Origin of the sequence: Phycicoccus sp. 3266, assembly GCF_031456495.1 — a bacterium.
GTDB lineage: Bacteria > Actinomycetota > Actinomycetes > Actinomycetales > Dermatophilaceae > Pedococcus.
This window is the reverse complement of the sequence record NZ_JAVDUW010000002.1, coordinates 876,471-896,186: the sequence shown is the minus strand read 5'-3', so window position 1 is coordinate 896,186 and position 19,716 is coordinate 876,471. Positions and strand designations below refer to the sequence as shown.

Here is a 19,716-nt window from a genome sequence, read left to right as displayed (position 1 = left end):
CTGGTCTGGTCGGTGCGTCCCCGAGTCTAGGAGGGGACGTGCGGAGGGGGCGGGCCCGTGTCGGGCCCGCCCCCTCCGGTGCGGTGCGCCGGGTGACGGGCACCCGGCATACCGAGGTCAGCTGGCGTCCGCGGTCTCCACCGGGACGATGTTGACGACGCGGCGGCGACGCTTGGTGCCGAACTCCACGTTGCCCGCGACGAGCGCGAACAGGGTGTCGTCGCTGCCACGGCCGACGCCGTCACCGGGGTGGAAGTGGGTGCCACGCTGGCGGACGATGATCTCGCCGGCGTTGACGAGCTGGCCGCCGAAGCGCTTGACGCCGAGTCGCTGTGCGTTCGAGTCGCGACCGTTGCGGGTCGAGGACGCACCCTTCTTGTGTGCCATGTCAGGTTCCTGCCTTCTGGAAGTCTGTGTCGGTCGCCGCGGCTCAGGCGTCGATCGCGGTGATCTTGACCTGGGTCAGGTGCTGACGGTGGCCCTGACGCTTCTTGTAGCCGGTCTTGTTCTTGTACTTCATGATCGTGATCTTGGGGCCCTTCGCGGGCTTGACCACCTCGGCCTTGACGGTGACCTTGGCGAGCTTGTCGGCGTCGCTGGTCACGGTCGAGCCGTCGACGACCAGGAGCGGGGTCAGCGCAATGCTGTCGCCGGCCTTGCCGGAGACCTTGTCGATGATGAGCACATCACCGACGGAGACCTTCTCCTGACGGCCACCTGCGCGAACGATCGCGTACACGGGTAACTCTCTTCCTACTTCGGGAGGCACGCGCTCTCTGTCTGGACCGGCCGGCAGCGACCCGCGTGCAGAACCCCGCGGACGGGGCTCTGGTTGCGGACGCCGGACGGTGGGCGCACCGAGGCACAAGATTACCGGGTGGGCGGTCCCCCGACCAAACCGGCAGCCGGGCGGCATCCCCGCAGGACGACCTGCAGGTATGCCGCCGGGCTCAGGACGCGTCCGGCGCCGGCTCCGCGGGTGCCTCGTCGGCCGCCGCGGCGGTCGGGCGGGGCGGCCCCGCGGGGGCCACGACGCGAGCGCGCTTGCGGCGCCGGGGCGCTGCGGTCGGCGCGGCCGCCGCTGCCGGACGGGCGGGCTCCGGCTGGGTCCTCTCGGGCTGGGCCGGCTCGGCCGCGGCCTGGCGGGCCGGTGCGGCCTCGCGCTCGGCGGGCTCGGGCTGGACCGGCTCGGCCTCGACGCGCTCGGGCTGCTCCTGGTCCGGGGTCTCGTGCACCTCGACCACGGGCTCGTCCTGCGCGGGCGCCTCGTCGACCAGCTCACCGGCCCCGAAGGGGTGCGCCTCGGAGGACTTCAGGGCGGCGGCGTGCGCGGCAGCCGCGATCTGCGCAGGCGTGGGGCCCCCGTGGTGGGCGGCCTGCTGCTGCTCGGCGGGCGCGGCGTTCGAGGCCGAGCCGGAACCCGAACCCGAGCGTCCGCGCCGGCCACGGGTGCTGCCGCTCGTGGAGGAGGCGCGCTCGGAGCCGGAGCCGCCGCGCGCACCGCCGGAACCGCCCTGGTCGCCGTTGGACGACTTCTCCACGGGGTGGTCGTGGACGATGATGCCCCGGCCGCCGCAGTGGTCACAGGTCTCGGAGAAGACCTCGATGAGGCCGGAGCCGACCCGCTTGCGGGTCATCTGGACCAGGCCCAGCGAGGTGACCTCGGCGACCTGGTGCTTGGTGCGGTCACGGCCGAGGCACTCGAGCAGGCGGCGCACGACGAGGTCGCGGTTGGACTCCAGCACCATGTCGATGAAGTCGATGACGATGATGCCGCCGATGTCGCGGAGCCGGAGCTGCCGGACGATCTCCTCGGCCGCCTCGATGTTGTTCTTGGTGACCGTCTCCTCGAGGTTGCCCCCCGAGCCGACGAACTTGCCGGTGTTGACGTCGACGACGGTCATGGCCTCGGTGCGGTCGATGACGAGCGAGCCGCCGGAGGGCAGCCAGACCTTGCGGTCCATGGCCTTGGCGATCTGCTCGTCCACGCGGTACCGGGTGAAGAGGTCCTCGGTGCCGGTCCACTTCTCCAGCCGCCCGGCAAGGTCGGGAGCGACGTCACCGATGTACTCGCTGACCTCCTCCCAGGCCCGGTCACCGGCGACGACGAGCTTGCCGAAGTCCTCGTTGAAGACGTCGCGGATGACCCGCACGGTGAGGTCGGGCTCGCCGTGGACGAGCGCGGGGGCGCCACCCTTGGCCTTGCCCTTGGAGTCGGCCTTGGCCCGGATCTTCTCCCACGTCTTGGTGAGCCGCTCGACGTCGGCGCGCAGCTCCTCCTCGCTCGCGCCCTCGGCCGCGGTGCGGACGATGACGCCGGCGCTGTCCGGGACGACCTCCTTGAGGATGCCCTTGAGCCGGGCGCGCTCGGTGTCGGGCAGCTTGCGGGAGATGCCGGTCATCGAGCCCTCGGGCACGTACACGAGGTACCGGCCGGGCAGGCTGATCTGGCTGGTGAGGCGCGCGCCCTTGTGCCCGATCGGGTCCTTGGTGACCTGGACCAGCACCGTGTCGCCGGACTTCAGGGCGTTCTCGATGCGCTTGGGCTGGTTGTTCTCCAGGCCCGCGGCGTCCCAGTTGACCTCACCGGCGTACAGGACGGCGTTGCGGCCCTTGCCGATGTCGACGAATGCCGCCTCCATCGAGGGCAGGACGTTCTGCACGCGGCCGAGGTAGACGTTCCCCGCCATCGAGGCGTTGGTCTCGCGGGAGACGTAGTGCTCCACGAGGACCTCGTCCTCGAGCACGCCGATCTGGGTCTTGCCCTCGCGCTCGCGCACGACCATGACGCGGTCGACGCTCTCGCGGCGCGCCAGGAACTCGGCCTCGGTGATGATCGTGCGGCGACGGCCGGCCTCGCGGCCCTCGCGGCGGCGCTGCTTCTTGGCCTCGAGGCGGGTCGAGCCCTTGACGCTCTGCGGCTCGTCGCGGCGCGGCTCGCGCACCTTGGTCACGGTGCCGGGCGGGTCCTCCCCGTCCGTGGCGGAGCCGCTGCGGCGGCGGCGCCGGCGCCGGCGGCTGCTCGAGCTGCCCTCACCCTCGGCCGAGTCCTCGGCGGGCCCGTTGCCGTCCGCCTGCTCGGCGTCGTCGGACCCGGCATCCTCGGCGCCCTGCGACTCGTCGCGGGCGTCGGAGTCCGAGCCCCGTCCGCGGCCGCGACCCTTGCCGCCACGGCGACGGCGGCGGCGGCCACCCGTGCCCTCGCCCGACTCGGCGGTCTCGCCGGCGTCGGCCGACGCCGCTGCCTCGGCCGCCTCGTCGTCCGCGGGGGCCTCGACGGCCTCGACCGGCTCCGCTGCCCGCTGCGCCGCGGGCTCGACCTCCTGGGCCGGGGCCGTGGCGCGCTTGCGGGTGGCCCGCTTGCGGGCGGGCTTGGCCGCGTCGGGGTCGGGCGCCTGGAACAGGACGCCGAAGCTCGGGACGGTCGCGGCCGACGCGGTGTCGGGCTCGGCAGCGCCCTCGGCCAGCCGCGCCTCCTCGGCGCGAGCGGCGGCCAGGGCCTCCTCGTCCTCCTCGTCGGGGGTCTCGGGGGCGGGCTCGACCGCGGGCTCGCCGGCGGGGGCCTTCGCGGCCTTCTTCGCACTCTTGCGGGGAGCCCGCTTGGCGGCCTTCTTCGCCCGCTCAGGGGCCTCGGTCGCCTCGGCCACGGGCTCGACCGCGGCCGACTCGGCGGCGGGCTCGACCGCCGGCTCACCTGCGGAGGCCTTCGCGGCCTTCTTCGCGCTCTTGCGCGGCGCGCGCTTGGCGGCCTTCTTCGCCGGCACCTCGCCGGTGGCCGGCTCGGCGGGCGCTCCGGCGTCGGCACCCTGGGCGCCGGCGGCCGACGTCGCATCCGCTGCCTCACCCGCGGGTGCTGCAGGCGCGGGAGCGGCGGCCTTCTTCGTGGCCCGTCGCGGGCGCCGGGCCGGAGCGGATGTCTCTGCGGCGCCGGCGGGCGCGCCGTCGGTGGTGGGGGTGGTGGGCTGGTCGTCCGTGGAAGCCATGGGAGGCGTCCTTCCGTCACCCACGGGCCGTGGCCACACCCGGGGCCCGCTGGCGGACCCTCCGCACGGCCGCGTGGTGCGCGGTCATGCCTCGTGCCGGTGGCGGGTTTGCCGCCGACACGGAAGTCGGTTTGGCTACGCCGTCTCCAGCTCGCGCAGGCCGCGCGGCACCGGGTCAGGCGCCGTCGCCGTCCAGGTCGGCAGCCAAGGGATCAGCCACCCTCGCGGTTGCGGTGCGCAGCGGGCCCTGCGCCAGCCGGGTCACCAGGGGTGGTGCCGGTGGCGAAAGCTCTGTCACTGCGCGCAGCGCGGTCAGGACGTCGTCGGGGCGTACGGCCGGTGTGGTGTGCCGTACGACCACTCGCAGTATCGCACAGTCGGGGCGCTCCGCCGCGGTGGCGCCCAGCGACACGACGGCGGAGCGCACGTCGAAGGTCCTCGGACCGGTCTTGAACATGCGGGTGACCTCGACCCGCTCGTGCGCCAGGAAGGTGTCGGCCGCCCGCTGGAGCTCCTCCACCGGCACGTCGCGGAACTCCAGCACCCAGTCGCTCGCCTGCAGCCGGTCCGCGAGCGCCCCCGGCGTGGCCTCGACCACCTCGAGCACGTCGAGCCCCTCGGGCAGCGCCTCGTCGAGCGCGGCCCGCAGCGACTCGGGGTCGACCCGCTCGGTCACCGAGATCTCGAAGTACTCCGCCTCGCTGGCCGTCCCGGTGGGGGCCGCGTTGGCGTAGCTGATCTTCGGGTGCGGGTGGAACCCGGCCGAGAACGCCATGGGCACGCCCGCACGCCGCAGCGCCCGCTCGAGCGCACGCTGGAAGTCCCGGGTCGAGGAGAAGCGCAGCCGCCCTCGCTTGGCGTACCGCACCCGCAGCTTCTGGACCGCCGGGACGGGGGGTGGTCCCTCGGGGACGCGCTGCCGTGCCATGGCGGTCAAGCCTAGGAGGTGCCCGCCCGGCCCGGCGCCCGGGGCGGCCGGCGACCCCGGCGCAGGGCGCCTCACGGTTGCCGGGCTGCGAATTTCGTGGCGATTCGCGGCCGAGAACGGCGAGATCGGTGGCGAGACGGCCCTTTCGCCGCCGACATCGTCACACTAGCCTGCCGCCATGGCGACCCTGGACCGCACCCGACTGACCGCGCTGCTCGAGGCCGAGCAGGCGGCATACACCGACTCCCACCCGCGCAGCCGCGCGCTCTTCGCACAGGCGGACAACCTCTTCGGCCGCGTGCCGATGACGTGGATGAACATGTGGTCCGGTGGGTTCCCCCTCTACCTCGACCGCGCCGCCGGCAACCGGGTGACCGACGTCGACGGGCACACCTACGTCGACTTCGCGCTCGGGGACACCGGCGCGATGGCCGGGCACTCCCCCGCCCCCACGGTCGCCGCCGTGCAGCGCCGGATGGGCGAGCTGGGCGGTGTGACGACGATGCTGCCGACCGCGGAGGCCCAGGACGTGGGAGCGGAGCTCAGCCGCCGGTTCGGTATGCCGTCGTGGAGCTTCACGCTCTCGGCGACCGACGCCAACCGCTGGGCCATCCGCCTGGCCCGGCTGGCCACGGGCCGGCCGAAGGTGCTCGTCTTCGCGTACTGCTACCACGGCTCGGTGGACGAGGCGTTCGCGCTGCCCGGCCCCGAGGGCAAGGCCCAGAGCCGGCCCGGCAACGTCGCCCCGCCCGTCCCGCTCGACCTGACCACCCGGGCCGCGACGTGGAACGACCTGGAGTCGGTCGAGCGCGAGCTCGCCCACGGCGACGTCGCCGCGATCCTCACCGAGCCCGCCCTGACCAACATCGGCATCGTGCTGCCCGAGCCGGGTTTCATGGAGGGCCTGCGCGAGCTCGCCACCAGGTACGGGTCGCTGCTCATGATCGACGAGACCCACACCTTCTCGACGGGCTGGGGCGGCGCGACCCGGGCGTGGGGGCTGCAGCCCGACATCTTCGTGATCGGCAAGTCCATCGGCGGCGGCATCCCGTGCGGCGCGTACGGCATCAGCGCCGAGGTCGCCGCCGCGGTGACCCGCCACACCGAGGCCGGGGACGCCGACATCGTCGACGTCGGCGGCGTCGGCGGGACCCTCGCCGGCAACGCCCTGTCGGTCGCCGCGATGCGGGCCACCCTCGGCGAGGTGCTCACCGAGGACGCGTTCGCCCACATGACCGAGCTCGCGACGGCGTTCACGGCCGGGGTGCAGCAGACCCTCGACGAGCTCGACGTGCCCTGGAGCATCAGCCAGCTCGGCGCCCGCGCGGAGTACCGCTTCGCCCGCCCCGCCCCGCGCACCGGCGAGGAGTCGGCGGCCGCCGCGGACGACGGTCTCGACGCGTACCTGCACCTGGCGATGTGCAACCGCGGGATCCTCATGACGCCGTTCCACAACATGGCGCTCATGTGCCCGGACACGAGCCGCGAGGACGTCGACCGGCACACCGAGGCGTTCCGCGAGGTCGTGGGCGCGCTCTTCGGCTGAGGCGGGCCCCGCGCGCGCAGCACGGCGGCAGCCTGCCCGCCGAGCACCCCGGCATACCGCTCGGCGCACCGCCCGGATTGTCCGGTGACCCCGCGGGAGCTCCGGCGTACGGTCGAGAGCTGGACCACTTCACGGTGGAGCGGCCCCCAGCGAGATCGGAGGGTTGAGGTGTTCATCCAGATCATCCAGGGAAGGTGCCGGGACACCGACGGCGTGCACCGGCTGCTCGACGAGTGGCGCGACACCATGGGAGGTACCGCGCCCGGCTGGCTCGGCGGGACCTACGGCATCACCGACGACGGGCAGTTCGTGGGCGTCGTGAGGTTCGAGAGCCGCGAGGCCGCGGCCCGGAACTCCGCCCGCCCCGAGCAGGGTGAGTGGTGGAGCCGGATGGAGCAGTGCTTCGACGGCGACGTCACCTTCCACGACTGCGACGACGCCATGGTGTTCCTCGACGGCGGCTCCGACGAGGCCGGCTTCGTCCAGGTCGTCCAGGGCAGGGTGGGCGACCCGGAGCGCTTCCGCCACTTCATGGGCGAGCCGATGGACATGCTGCACGAGCAGCGGCCGGAGATCATCGGCGGCACGATCGCGATCGAGCCGGACGGCTGGTTCACCGAGACCGTGTCGTTCCGCAGCGAGGACGAGGCGCGCACGGGCGAGGCCCGGGAGATGCCCGAGCCGATGCGGGGCCAGTGGGCCGAGCAGATGGCCGCGATGAGGGACGTCAGCTACCTCGACCTGCACCACCCGTGGTTCGCCAGCGCGCCGGTGCGTATGCCGTCCAGCGGCCGGTAGTCGCGCCCACCAGTCGCCGGGGCGCGACCTCCGGCGCGACTTCCGGCGCGACTTCCGGCGCGACTTCCGGCGCGACCTCCGACGACCGCCCGGCCGGGGCGGACGTCAGAGGTCGACGCGCATGAGGTCGTCGGCCGGGCGGAAGCCGAGCGAGGTGTAGAGCGGGACGGACATCTCGCTGGGGTTCAGCACCACCCGCACGAGGCCCTGGGCGCGGCACCAGTCCAGCGCGGTGGTCACGAGCAGCCGACCCACGCCGCGGCTGCGGTGGCCGGGGTCGACCCACACGTTGGCGACGTACGCCCAGCGCCCGGCGTCACGGCCCGGCCGCGGCATCCGCTCGAACAGCATGAGGTTGGCCATGCCGACCGCATCACGGTGCGGCCCGGTCGGTGCCGGCTCGCCGTCGCCGGCCGCGAGGGCGACCCACGCCCGGCGGTGCGCCGACTCACGGGCCCACCAGTCGCGCAGCTCCTCCTCGAACCCCGGGTCGGGCGACCCGCCCTGGGCGACGGTCCAGTCGGAGCGCATCCTCGCGACGTCGGCCAGGCGCGCCTCCCCCACCTCCACACATGCGTATGCCGCCCGCTCGCCCATGGCCCGGGAGCCTAGGCGAGCGGACGGCACACCTGCGTCCGCTGGTGCGGTTGCTGCGCGGCGACTACTGCGCGGCGACTACTGCGCGGCGACCGCGTCCAGCCAGGACTGCCCGTTCGGCACACCGACGCCGGTGACGTCGTCGTAGCCGGGGCGGACGTGGATCGTCAGCTGCTCGTCCGCGTCGAAGTACCGGGCCGTGTAGGAGTAGCCGTTGCTGGCGTCGACACCGTTGACGTAGTCGGACCGGACGTCACCGGGGTAGGCGGCGCGGTCGTCCTTGGTGATGTCGATGCTGGCGGCCCGGGTGCCGTAGAGCACCGGGTTGGCCAGGCCGTACTCGTGGCCGGCCTTCTGCTCGGCGAGGGCGAACATGCCCGCGTAGAGCGGCGAGGCGAGCGAGGTGCCGCCGATGCGGTACTCGTCGTAGACCTGCGAGCCGTCCGGCGCGCTCTGCGTCTCGCCCACGAGCATGCCGGTGTTGGGGTCACCGAGCGCCGACACGTCCGGGACCGCGCGCATCGCCGCGCCACCGTACGTCTGCGAGATCGAGCCCGGCACCACGCCGGTCTGGTACGACGGCTGGGCGAAGAGGCGGGAGGTGCCGCCGCCGGAGCCGTAGAGCCAGGTGGACGGCTTCCACGTCGTGGTCGTCTTGTCCAGCGAGCTGCGACGGGTCTCCCAGCCGAGCTCGAAGACCCGGCCGTCCGACTGGCTGACACCGGCGCTGGTGCCGCCGACGGCGGTCACGTACGGGCTCGAGGCGGGCCAGTCCGGCGTGGGCGTGGCGCCCGCGACGGCGTCGGTCTCGTCGGCGTTGTCGCCCGAGGAGTAGAACAGCGAGATGCCCTCGGCCGCGGCCTGCACCTGCGTGTCCAGCGACGGCTTGATCGTGCCGGCCGGGAGGGCCTCGCCGCCGTACCCGTAGGAGTTGCTGACGATGTCGGCCAGGTGCTCGTCGACGACGCGGTTCATGATCGCGTCCATGTCGCGGCCGTTGTTGGGCGACCCGATGTAGGTGATGTGGGCGCCGGGGGCCATGGTGTGGACCGCCTCGACGTCGAGGGTCTCCTCGCCCGCCCACCCGGCCGGGTCCTGCTTGCGGTTGCCCGGCTGGTTGTAGGTGCCGGGGGCGACCACCTGGGAGAACTGCCCGGGCGTGAAGGTCGGCAGGCCGTGCCGCGCGAAGTAGGTGTTGGCGTCCTTCTCGATGGTGTTGGAGGCGAACGCGTCGATGATCCCGACGGTGACTCCCCTGCCGTCGTTGCCGGAGGCGATCGCGCCGCTCATGCCGTAGAGGCCCTGGAGCTGGGCGCCGCTGTAGCCGCACGGTGCGTACGCGCTCGGCGAGGCCGGGAGCGGCGTGCCGTCCGGGGTGGGCGTGTTCTGCACCGTCTTCTGTCCCCAGTAGGCCGAGCACGGCTGGGCGTTGCGGAACAGCCCCGGCGCCGGGGCTGCCTTGTCCGCGCGCACCAGGGTCTGCGACTCGTCGAGCCCGACGACGCCCTCCACGGCGGAGAGCGAGTCCGGGACCTGCAGCGGCGTGGTGTTGGAGCGGACCTGCCTGCCCTCGGTGCGGTACTCGGCGAAGGAGGTGCCGAACGCCGCTGCCGCCTCGGCGAGGGTGCCGGTGGCCTCGACGTACTTGCGGTTCGCCGGCGTGGTGCCGAGCGTGAGGCCCTGGCCCTTGAGCCACGAGGACACGGCTGCGACGTCGGAGGTCGCCGGTGCGAAGCGGGCCCGGAACTGGGCCGGGGTGAGGAAGTGGCCGAAGTCGGCGTTGCCCGGCGTGGAGACGGCCCGCGCGTATGCCGCGGCCGCGTCCCCTCCGCGGTAGGACAGGTACACGCGGAAGGTGACCTGCTGGGAGGGCGCTGCGGCGCCCACCTTGTTCCTCGGCGCCGCCCAGGACGGGACGCTGCCGTCCAGGGCATGGCGCCCGCCGGGTGCGGCGAGCGCGGTTCCGGCTGCGGCGACGGTGACCAGGGCGGCAGCCCCCACCGCGGCGCAGGCGGTTCTCGACAGTCGTGACATGAGACCTCCGGGAGAAGTGGGCCCCGCGACGCGGAGGTGACCGCTCGGGGGCAGTGCCCCCTCATCCGACATGACAGTTGCCCCCCACAACCATGACGGATGTCACCGGTTGCACGGGGGTGCGCAGGTCACGGCCCGGCACGCGACGCCCGCACCGGGCTGCACCCGGGGCGCGACATGAATGTGCCGCCCGCGCCCTCGGCTGGACCGAGGCGCGGGCGGCACGTTTCCCGAAGGCTCTCCGCACGAGCGTCCGGGGGTTCCGGTGAGGTGAAGGGGTCCGCACCGGAGCGGTCAGGAGGAGACGACCGCCTTCGTCAATTGGACACTGCCGGGCCACCTCACCCCCATGACATGTGTCATCCCCACCATGTGAGTTCCCTGAGAGTCGTCTCAGCCCGCTCTCAAGACGGTGCCGCCGCCCGAGTCAGGGCCGCCACTGATCGTGCGGGGGAACGGCTCCGCCGCGCCAGTTGCTTCGGTCCGTTCGCATTCGCCCCAAAGATCCTGCGCGTTTCGGCGGTCACGCCCGGACGAGCCCGTCCCCCTACCGTGGGACCACGGCACACGCCGACCCTGCAACCGCCTCCCCCTCGTCCCGCCTCCGGGCGCCCGGCGACCGGTGCCGAGCACCGCCGACGCGCTGCCCCTCCCGGCCCGCTCCGGGTCGGGAGCCACGTTCAGAGGAGGAGTCATGGCATCACGCCTGACCAGTGCCCCGGGCACCCGTCGTGGACGCCTGAAGGCAGCGCTGGCGATCACCGGTCTGGTCGTCGGCGGCGCGGTCGTCGCCCCGCTGGTGGCCTACGCCGCCGACGGCCCGTACACCATCGACGGCACCGTCCCCGACGCCGGCGTCACGAACATCCCCGACCAGTTCGGCAACGTCAAGGAGCTCGGGCCGATCAACTCCAACACCACCAAGATCGGTGTCATCAACACAGCTCCGCTCCCCATGCTCGGCCTGACCAACCCCAACGCTCAGGTGGACCTGCGCCAGGCGTGGCTGGGCACGGCGAAGGACACCAGCACCACGCACGACTGGCTCTACTTCGCCTGGGAGCGCGACTCCAACAGCGGGAGCGGCTTCATCGCCTACGAGTTCATGAAGAACAAGGCGCCGGCCGCCTGCGCGTACGACACGGCGACCGACAGCCAGCTCATCGCCAGCTGCAACCCGTGGGCGAACCGCACCTCGGGCGACTTCATGATCCTCTGGGACCAGCAGGGCGGCAGCAAGGACCTCTACCTGCGGACGTGGTCGGGCACAGCCCCCAACCTCACGCTCGGTGCACCCCAGCTGCTCGACTCGACCGTCTCGCAGGCTGCCTACAGCTCCGACGGGTTCCGCGGTGAGGCAGCGGTCGACCTCACGGACACGATCTTCAAGGGCAGCACGGCGTGCCTGTCCTTCGCCAACACGATCCCGAGCACGGTGACCGGCAACTCCGACACCGCCGACTACAAGGACACGATCCTCAAGACCACGCCGCCGATCAGCAACTGCAAGTCGACCACGGTCACCACGCCGCAGGCCGGAGACGGCGGGAGCATCTCGGCCACCGGGCTGTCGATCGGGACAGGTGTCGTGTCGGTCAAGGACTCCGCCGTCGTCAGCATCCAGGGTGGCACCGCAACCCCGGCCGGCTCCGTCGCCTTCTCGCTGTGCAAGGTCGACTCCCCCGCGCTGTGTGACACCGGAGGGACCACCGTCGGCACGACCAACCTGACGGGCACGGCTTACCCAGCCACCGTCGTCTCCCCGCTGGCGTACGTCACATCAGTCGGGCGTTACTGCTGGAGGGCGGTCTTCAGTGGGGACAGCGCCAACGGCATCCCGGGATCGAGTGACTCCAGTGACGGCGAGTGCTTCACCGTCGTCCCAGCGACGCCCGACCTGAGCACGAGTGCCGGACCCAGCGTCCTGCTGGGGCAGGCCGTCACCGACACTGCGACGCTGTCCAAGCTGGCGACCGACCCGGCCACACCGGTCATCAACCTGACCGGTACCTCGGGCCCGGCAGCCGGCGGTTCACTGACGTTCAAGCTGTACGGACCCAGCAGCTCCGGCTGTGGCACGCTCGTCTACGACAGCTCGGCCACGAGTCCGTCGCAGAACGTGCCCGTGAGCGGCAACGGCACCTATGGCCCCGTGTCCTTCACGCCCACCGCTGCCGGGAACTACCACTGGGTCGCCTCCTACAGCGGGAGCACGAACAACAACGCGACGTCGCACAACACCGCCTGTGACGACACCGCCGAGGACGTCGCCGTGACGACCCTGCCGTCGTCACTGGTCAGCGCCCAGACGTGGGTGCCGAGTGACTCGGTGACGATCTCGGCGACCGGTGGCGGCAACCTGGCCGGCACCGTGACGTTCGAGTTCTTCACCAATGCCACCTGCTCGGGCACCAGCGTCTACGCGCCGGCAGCCAAGTCGGTCTCCGGAGCGTCGCCACAGACGGTCCTGTCCGGCAACGCCCCGGCACAGACCGTGTCCGGCTCGTTCTCGTGGCGCGTCAGCTACGACAGCACCAACCCCGCCCAGCGGGACATCCCGGGGAGCTGCCAGGAGACGTCGGCCCTGACCGTCACGAACGGAGGCACCGTCCAGAGCCCGTGAACCGCATGACCCAGCCGCGTTGAACGGCTGACGCGGTGCCGCCGGGGACCTTCCCGGCGGCACCGCCACGTGGAGCCCGGGATGCCCGAGCGCGCCCTCAGTGGGTGTGTGACGGCTGGCTGCTCGCGAGCATCGCCTCGCGGCCCGACCCCAGCACGGTGAGGGGCAGCAGCGTCTTTCCGGTGGGGCCGACCTCGATCTCGGTGCCCATCTGGGGGCAGACGCCGCAGTCGAAGCACGGGGTCCAGCGGCAGTCGTCGACCTCGGTCTCGTCGAGGGCGTCCTGCCAGTCGGCCCAGAGCCACTCCTTGTCCAGGCCCGAGTCGATGTGGTCCCAGGGCAGGACCTCGGTCTCGCCGCGCTCCCGCGTGGTGTACCAGGCGACGTCGAGGTCCCACGGCAGGTCCGCGAAGGCGGTCTGCGCCGCCGTCATCCAGCGCTCGTAGGAGAAGTGCTCGCTCCAGCCGTCGAACCGGCCGCCGTCGCGCCAGACCTGCTCGATGACCCGGCCGACGCGGCGGTCGCCGCGGGACAGCAGTCCCTCGACGATGCCGGGCTTGCCGTCGTGGTACCGGAAGCCGATCGAGCTGCCGTAGCGCTTGTCGGACCGGATGGCGTCGCGCAGCTTCTCGAGCCGGGCGTCGGTCTCCTCGGCACCGAGCTGGCCGCACCACTGGAACGGGGTGTGCGGCTTGGGCACGAAGCCGCCGATGGAGACGGTGCAGCGGATGTCGCGTCGTCCGCTGACCCGCCGGCCGGTCTCGATGACCCGCTTGGCGAGCTCGGCGATCTGGAGCACGTCCTCGTCGGTCTCGGTCGGCAGGCCGCACATGAAGTACAGCTTCACCTGACGCCAGCCGGCGCCATAGGCCGCGGCGACCGTGTTGATGAGGTCGTCCTCGGTCACCATCTTGTTGATGACCTTGCGGATCCGCTCGCTGCCGCCCTCCGGCGCGAAGGTCAGGCCCGATCGCCGGCCGTTGCGGGTCAGCTCGTTGGCGAGGTCGATGTTGAACGCGTCGACCCGGGTCGAGGGCAGCGACAGCCCGGTCTGCGTGCCGTCGTACCGGTCGGCGAGGCCCTTGGTGATGTCGGCGATCTCGGAGTGGTCCGCCGAGCTCAGGGACAGCAGCCCGACCTCCTCGAACCCGGTCGCGGCCAGCCCGCGCTCGACCATCTCGCCGATGCCGGTGATCGACCGCTCGCGCACCGGGCGCGTGATCATGCCTGCCTGGCAGAAGCGGCAGCCGCGGGTGCAGCCGCGGAAGATCTCGACCGACATCCGCTCGTGCACCGACTCGGCCAGCGGCACCAGCGGCTGCTTGGGGTACGGCCACGCGTCGAGGTCCATGACGGTGTGCTTCGAGACGCGCCACGGCACGCCGGTGACGTCCGCGCGCGGCGCGACCCGCTGGATCCGCCCGTCCGGCAGGTAGGACACGTCGTAGAGCGAGGGCACGTAGACGCCGCCGGTACGGGCCAGGCGCAGGAGCAGCTCGTGCCGGCCGCCCGGCATACCCTCGGCCTTCCAGTCGCCGATGATGTCGGTGACGGCCAGGACGGCCTCCTCCCCGTCACCGACGATGGCGGCGTCGAGGAAGTCGGCGATGGGCTCGGGGTTGAATGCCGCGTGCCCGCCGGCGACGACGAGGGGGTCCTCGTCCGTGCGGTCCTGGGCGTGCAGCGGGATGCCGGCCAGGTCGAGCGCGGTGAGCATGTTGGTGTAGCCGAGCTCGGTGGAGAACGAGAGGCCGAGCACGTCGAAGTCGCGCACCGAGCGGTGGCCGTCGACGGTGAACTGCGGGACGTCGTGCTCGCGCATGAGGCGCTCGAGGTCGGGCCACACGGCATACGTGCGCTCGGCGAGGGCGTCCTCGCGCTCGTTGAGCACTTCGTAGAGGATCATGACGCCCTGGTTGGGGACGCCGACCTCGTACGCGTCGGGGTACATCAGCGCCCAGCGCGTGGTGAGCTCCTCGCCGCCGGGGCCGTGACCGCCGACGTTCCAGTCCTTGACCGTGGAGTTGAGCTCCCCGCCGACGTACTGGATGGGCTTGCTGACCTGCTCGAGCAGCGGCTCGAGCTGGGGGAAGACGGAGGCACCGGGGGTCGAAGTCATGGTCCGACAAGGGTAACCGGGGGCGGCGCCTCCCCCGAAACGCCGCATCCGGACCCGAGGGCGTGCCGTCGCACGCAGGAGCGCACGCCCGGGCCCACCGCGCCCTGATCGACCTCACAGAGAAGCCTCAGCAAGCGGCACTACCCTCGACGCCCGTGCGCCAGTCAACCGTCCGCCTCGTCGTCGCCCTGGGCCTGCTGCTCGCGCTCGCGGTCGCCACCCACGCGGTGGGGCCCGGTCCCGACCCCACGCCGATGACCCACCACGCCCGGTCCACCACCCCGGCAGGCACCTGAGCGTGGGCCTGCGGACCCGCCGCCCCGGCGCCCTGTACGCGCTCCTCGGTGTCCTGCTCGCCGTCGTCCTGGCGGGCTGCAGCAGCGATGCGGTCGGTGCGGCGGCGCCACCCCCGCCCAGCACGGCGAGCACGGGCACCACCTCGGCTGCCCCCAGCCAGAGCGCCGCGCCGTCCCCCACGACGAGCACGGCGACCCCGCTTCCGACCCTGCGACTGGTCGGCCTCGGCGACTCGGTCATGTCCGGGGCGGCCTGCGGGTGCCAGCCGTTCCTCGCGCAGTACGCCACCATGCTGGCGTCCCGCGACCATCGGGTCGTCTCGCCGGCGAACCTCGGGTCCGGCGGCCTCACTGCGGCCCAGCTCGCCGACCAGCTCACCGACCCCGGGACGGCCGCCGAGGTCGCGAGCGCCGGGACCGTCGTGGTCACCATCGGCGCCAACGACCTCGTGCCGCTCGTGTCGACCTGGGAGAACGGGCCGTGCGGGTCCTCGTGCTTCGAGCCGGCGGTCGCAGCCATGCGCAGGTCGGTCGCGCTGGTGCTCTCCCGGATCAACTCGCTCGTGCCCGACGGCACGCAGGTCCTGGTCACCAACTACTGGAACGTCTTCGAGGACGGGGACGTCGCCGACTCCAAGGAGGGTCCCGGCTTCGCCGACTGGAGCGACCGCGTGACGGTGGCGGCCAACGCCGCGATCTGCTCCGAGGCCCAGGCGGCGGGTGACGCGTGCGTGGACACCTACCACCCGTTCCTCGGCGCCGACGGCACGAAGAACCCCACGCCGCTGCTGGCCGAGGACGGCGACCACCCCGACGCCGCCGGGCACACCCTCATCGCCAAGGCCCTGCTCTCCGAGACGCCCTCCCCCGCCACCTGACCGCCCGTTCCGTGTCCCTCGTGCGGGGCCCGGGACGCGGGCTCAGGGGATGAGGTGGTGGGAGAGGAAGTCGAGGGCGGCGGGCATGACCTGTGCCCACGACTTGAAGTTGTGACCACCTCCGGCGAGCACGACCGTGGTCATCGACATCGGCGCCCGGACCAGCGAGGCGAAGGTCTTCGTGTCGCCGAGCCCGGTGTGGGTGTGCTCGTCGGCCCCGATCGTGGCGTAGACCGACACCGGCGGCGCGGGCTGGTGGCGCAGCAGCCACTCCAGGTCGTTGAGCTCGCGCACCTGGGCCGAGCCGCCCCAGAGGTCGCCCGTCGTCCCGTCCCGCAGCGTGTGGTAGTACCCGGACAGCGAGGCGGCCGCGGGGAAGACGCTCGAGTGGGTCATCGCGAGCTTGGTCGCGCAGTACCCGCCGGTCGAGTCACCCATCGCGCCCCAGCCGGTCGGGTCGACGCGCAGCGAGGACGAGATCGCCCGCGGGACGTCCTCGGCGAAGTAGGTGAGCGTCTGCGGTCCGGCCGGCACGTCCGTGCACTCGGTGTCGCGCGGGGGCACGACGGTGGGCCGCAGCATGACGAGCACCATCGGCCGGGACCGCCCCGCCGAGATCTCCTTGAGCAGGACGTCGGGGTAGTGCATGCGCCGGACGAGGTTGCTCGTCGTGCCGGGGTACCCCGTGAACACCTCCACCGCGGGGAACCGGCTGCGCGCGAAGGCCGCCTGGAAGTACTGCGGCGGGAGGTAGACGAGGGCCTGCTCGCTGAGCCGGCTGTGGGCGCCGTAGATGGTCAGGGACTCGATCCGCCCCTTCGTCCGCCACTGGGCCGGTGCCGACCACGTCGACTCCCCCGCGACGGCCGCGTCCCTGGTGACCGCCAACGGCGCACCGGTACGACCGTGGGCAGCGAGCGCCCGGGAGATCGTCGTCGAGCTCGGGGCCCCCGCCGACGAGGTGCCGAACAGGTCGGACCACGACCCGTAGAAGTAGCCGTAGTTGTTGAGGGCCGCCGCCACGAGGAGCACCGTGGTGACCTGGGTCAGGCCGAGCAGGCCCACCCGCTGGGCCAGGCGGACCGGCCGCGGACCGTGGACGCGCGACCACAGCAGGACCGCGAGCGCCATGGCCACCCCCACCACGACGGTCAGGGTCACCAGCAGCGGCCAGCCGAGAAGCGGCACGACGTTCCTCCTCCCAGGACCACCGTGGCGGCAGCCCTGTCCACTGCGAGGATCGCGCGCCAGCCTGCAGGCCTGCTGCACCGACGCTGGGAGTTCGTTGAGGACGTGGCGCAGGGGCGCCCGGCGGCATACTGACCGTGTGTCCGGTGCGCGCACGCGCGTCGCGGCGGCGCTCGAGCCGGCGCCCCGCCGGCTGTTCCTGCCCCGGGACCAGGTGCCCCACGCGGACCGGGACGAGCCGCTCCCGATCGGCCACGGGCAGACCAACAGCCAGCCGACCACGGTCCGACAGATGCTCGAGCTGCTCGACGTGCAGCCCGGTGACCGGGTGCTCGACGTGGGCTGCGGGTCGGGGTGGACGACGGCGCTGCTGGCGCACCTTGCCGGGCCGTCCGGCTCGGTGGACGGGGTCGAGCTCGTGCCGCAGCTCGTCGACTTCGGCGCTGCAGCGGGCGGGCGTCGGCACCGCACGCGTCCACCAGGCCCACCGGGACCGGCTGGGCTGGCCCGAGGGGGCGCCCTACGACCGGGTTCTCGTGTCGGCGCAGGCGGTCGAGCTGCCGCGCGACCTCCTCGCCCAGCTCGCACCCGGCGCCGTCATGGTCGTCCCGGTCGCGGGTCGGATGCTGCGCGTGCGGGCGGACGACGACGGGCCGGTGGTCGAGGAGCACGGGTGGTACCGCTTCGTGCCCCTGGTCACCGGCCCGTCGGCCGACGGCAGGTGGGGTCAGCCGGTGTAGAGCGCGTCGAGGACGTCGCCGTACTTCTCGTTGACGACCTTGCGCCGCACCTTCAGGCTCGGGGTGAGCTCGCCGGCCTCGACGGTGAGGTCGTGGTCGAGGACGACGAACTTCTTGATCTGCTCCCACCGGTTGAGGTTCACGTTGAGGGTGTCCACGTACATCTGCACCATGTCGCGGGCCTGCTGCGACGTGACGATCGTCCGGTAGTCGCCGGAGATGCCGTGCCCGTCCGCCCAGTCGGCGATCGCGTCGGCGTCCAGGGTGACCAGGGCCGTCACGAAGTTGTGCTCGGCGCCGTAGACGACGAACTGGCTGACGTACGGGCACAGGCCCTTGAAGGTCGACTCGATGAGCGAGGGCGCGACGTACTTGCCGCCCGAGGTCTTGAAGAAGTCCTTCTTGCGGTCGGTGATCTTCAGGTACCCGTTGGCGTCGAGCTCGCCGATGTCGCCGGTGTGCAGCCAGCCATCGGCGTCCTTGGCCTCGGCCGTGTCCTCGGGCTTGTTGTGGTAGCCCTCCATGACGCCGGGGCCGCGCAGCAGCACCTCGCCGTCCTCGGCGATCCGCGCCTCGGTGCCGGGGAGCGCCCAGCCGACCGTGCCGATCCGGTTGCTGCCGGGGCGGTTCACGAAGGAGGCGGCGCTGGTCTCGGTGAGGCCGTAGCCCTCGAGGATCGTCAGGCCGATCGAGTCGAACCAGTGGGCGACGTCGGTGTTGAGCGCGGCGGACCCCGAGATGAAGAAGCGGATGCGTCCGCCGAAGCGCTCGCGCACCTTGTGCAGGACCAGCTTGTCGGCCAAGCCGATCTTCGTGGCGAGCATGCCGGTCGGCTCCTCGCCACGGGCCCGCATGGCGGCGACGTCGCGGCCGACGCTGACCGACCACTGGAACAGCTTCTCCTTCAGGCCGCCCTCGGCCTTCATCATCATCGTGATGCGGGCGTACGCCTTCTCGAAGATCCGGGGGGCCGCACCCATGAAGGTGGGCTGAACCACGGCCAGGTTGTCGACGATCTTGTCGATCCGGCCGTCGATCGCGGTCGGGAAGCCGCACTGCAGCGGCAGCGTCAGCAGGAACTTGCCGAAGACGTGGGCCAGCGGCAGCCAGAGGTACTGCAGGTCGGACGGGCTGAGGATGCCGATCGCGTCGGTGGCGGCCGCCTGGTAGGTCCACGCGTTGTGGTCCAGCCGCACGCCCTTGGGCCGGCCGGTGGTGCCGGAGGTGTAGATGATGGTGGCGAGCTGGTCGGGAGTGAGGGCGTCGATCCGGTCGTCGACCGCGCCGGGGTTCGTCGCGAGGAGCTCGGCCCCCATCTGCTCGAGCTGGCGCAGGCTGAGGACCCACTCGCCGTCGGAGGCGCCGTCGAAGGTGATGACGCGGCTGATGCCCGGGAGGTCGACGCGGCGCTCCCACAGCTTGGTGACCTGCTCGTCGTCCTCGGCGAAGACGACGACGCTGCCGGAGTTGGCGAGGATGTACGCCACGTCGGGGGCGATCGTCGTCGGGTAGATCGTCGTGGTCGCGCCACCGGAGCACATCACCGCCAGGTCGGCCAGCGCCCACTCGTAGCGGGTGGAGGAGGCGATCGCGACGCGGTCCTCCGGGCCGACGCCGAGGGCGATGAGGCCCGCGGCCAGCCGGTAGGCCGTCTGCTGCACCTCGGCCCAGGTGACGCCCTCCCAGGTCTCGCCGACGGCGAACCGGAACGCCTCCGCGTCCGGCGTCGCGGCCACGCGGTCGCGGAAGAGGTGGCCGACCGACCGCGCACGGTTCTCGATCGGGCGTGCGTCGATCGTCTCCGTGGAGGCGGACGGGGTGTGGTGCAGGGTGGGAGTCGACATGACCGTCCTCGGCTCGGGAACTGCGGCTCGTCGCTGCGGGGGAGGCAGCGTCCGACGGATAGTGCCATGGTCGCGCACCCCGAGTGCGAAATCACGGGTGAATGTGACCGAACGGCCATTCCGCGCTGCCCGAAGGCATTCC

The 19,716-nt window shown here is 72.4% G+C and carries 14 protein-coding genes and 1 pseudogene; 6 read left to right on the top strand and 9 right to left on the bottom strand.

The window, feature by feature from the left end; all coding sequences use genetic code 11:
- Positions 1-117: 117 nt before the first annotated feature.
- The 4 genes from rpmA to J2X64_RS14070 all read right to left on the bottom strand — a co-directional run bounded on the left by rpmA (position 118) and on the right by J2X64_RS14070 (position 4,911).
- The gene (rpmA, locus tag J2X64_RS14085) at positions 118-387 is read right to left on the bottom strand and encodes a 50S ribosomal protein L27 (protein WP_310155650.1); all 270 of its coding nucleotides are present in this window, start codon (positions 385-387) and stop codon (positions 118-120) included.
- A gap of 43 nt (positions 388-430) precedes the next feature.
- The gene (gene rplU, locus J2X64_RS14080) at positions 431-739 is read right to left on the bottom strand and encodes a 50S ribosomal protein L21 (RefSeq protein ID WP_310155648.1); all 309 of its coding nucleotides are present in this window, start codon (positions 737-739) and stop codon (positions 431-433) included.
- Between the two features lie 211 nt (positions 740-950).
- Complete coding sequence (locus J2X64_RS14075; protein ID WP_310155645.1) at positions 951-3,983, bottom strand: Rne/Rng family ribonuclease; 3,033 nt, start codon at positions 3,981-3,983, stop codon at positions 951-953.
- Between the two features lie 175 nt (positions 3,984-4,158).
- Complete coding sequence (locus J2X64_RS14070; RefSeq protein ID WP_310155644.1) at positions 4,159-4,911, bottom strand: TIGR03936 family radical SAM-associated protein; 753 nt, start codon at positions 4,909-4,911, stop codon at positions 4,159-4,161.
- Between the two features lie 178 nt (positions 4,912-5,089).
- On the opposite strand from J2X64_RS14070, the gene J2X64_RS14065 reads away from it, so the two are divergent.
- Together J2X64_RS14065 and J2X64_RS14060 are read left to right on the top strand one after the other, a co-directional pair.
- Positions 5,090-6,457, top strand: coding sequence for a transaminase (locus tag J2X64_RS14065; protein ID WP_310155641.1), 1,368 nt, complete (start codon positions 5,090-5,092; stop codon positions 6,455-6,457).
- A 168-nt stretch (positions 6,458-6,625) separates the two neighbouring features.
- The gene (locus J2X64_RS14060) at positions 6,626-7,255 is read left to right on the top strand and encodes a hypothetical protein (protein WP_310155638.1); all 630 of its coding nucleotides are present in this window, start codon (positions 6,626-6,628) and stop codon (positions 7,253-7,255) included.
- A 105-nt stretch (positions 7,256-7,360) separates the two neighbouring features.
- On the opposite strand, the gene J2X64_RS14055 is transcribed toward J2X64_RS14060, so the two are convergent.
- Positions 7,361-7,852: a GNAT family N-acetyltransferase gene (locus J2X64_RS14055; RefSeq protein WP_310155635.1), complete on the bottom strand. Its 492-nt coding sequence runs from the start codon at positions 7,850-7,852 to the stop codon at positions 7,361-7,363.
- Between the two features lie 78 nt (positions 7,853-7,930).
- The gene (locus tag J2X64_RS14050; RefSeq protein WP_310155632.1) at positions 7,931-9,886 is read right to left on the bottom strand and encodes a S53 family peptidase; all 1,956 of its coding nucleotides are present in this window, start codon (positions 9,884-9,886) and stop codon (positions 7,931-7,933) included.
- A 694-nt stretch (positions 9,887-10,580) separates the two neighbouring features.
- Here J2X64_RS14050 and J2X64_RS14045 point away from each other — a divergent pair.
- The gene (locus tag J2X64_RS14045) at positions 10,581-12,509 is read left to right on the top strand and encodes a hemagglutinin (protein ID WP_310155631.1); all 1,929 of its coding nucleotides are present in this window, start codon (positions 10,581-10,583) and stop codon (positions 12,507-12,509) included.
- 97 nt (positions 12,510-12,606) lie between these two features.
- On the opposite strand, the gene J2X64_RS14040 is transcribed toward J2X64_RS14045, so the two are convergent.
- Positions 12,607-14,628 (bottom strand): TIGR03960 family B12-binding radical SAM protein, encoded by a 2,022-nt coding sequence (locus J2X64_RS14040; protein WP_310155628.1) that lies wholly within the window; start codon positions 14,626-14,628, stop codon positions 12,607-12,609.
- Positions 14,629-14,783: 155 nt separating this feature from the next.
- Here J2X64_RS14040 and J2X64_RS14035 point away from each other — a divergent pair, with 155 nt between their 5' ends.
- Positions 14,784-14,924: a hypothetical protein gene (locus J2X64_RS14035; RefSeq protein ID WP_310155626.1), complete on the top strand. Its 141-nt coding sequence runs from the start codon at positions 14,784-14,786 to the stop codon at positions 14,922-14,924.
- Between the two features lie 2 nt (positions 14,925-14,926).
- Positions 14,927-15,802 carry an SGNH/GDSL hydrolase family protein gene (locus J2X64_RS14030; protein ID WP_310155623.1) on the top strand — a complete coding sequence of 292 codons (876 nt, stop codon included), beginning with the start codon at positions 14,927-14,929 and terminating at the stop codon, positions 15,800-15,802.
- Positions 15,803-15,844: 42 nt separating this feature from the next.
- Here J2X64_RS14030 and J2X64_RS14025 read toward each other — a convergent pair whose 3' ends face one another.
- On the bottom strand, positions 15,845-16,990 hold the full coding sequence (locus J2X64_RS14025) for an alpha/beta hydrolase-fold protein (RefSeq protein WP_310155620.1): 1,146 nt from the start codon (positions 16,988-16,990) through the stop codon (positions 15,845-15,847).
- On the opposite strand from J2X64_RS14025, the pseudogene J2X64_RS14020 reads away from it, so the two are divergent.
- A pseudogene (locus J2X64_RS14020) lies at positions 16,932-17,730 on the top strand (protein-L-isoaspartate O-methyltransferase). The gene J2X64_RS14025 and the pseudogene J2X64_RS14020 sit on opposite strands and share 59 nt — an antisense overlap.
- Here J2X64_RS14020 and J2X64_RS14015 read toward each other — a convergent pair.
- On the bottom strand, positions 17,718-19,574 hold the full coding sequence (locus tag J2X64_RS14015) for a long-chain fatty acid--CoA ligase (RefSeq protein WP_310155617.1): 1,857 nt from the start codon (positions 19,572-19,574) through the stop codon (positions 17,718-17,720). The pseudogene J2X64_RS14020 and the gene J2X64_RS14015 overlap by 13 nt on opposite strands.
- Between the last annotated feature and the right edge of the window lie 142 nt (positions 19,575-19,716).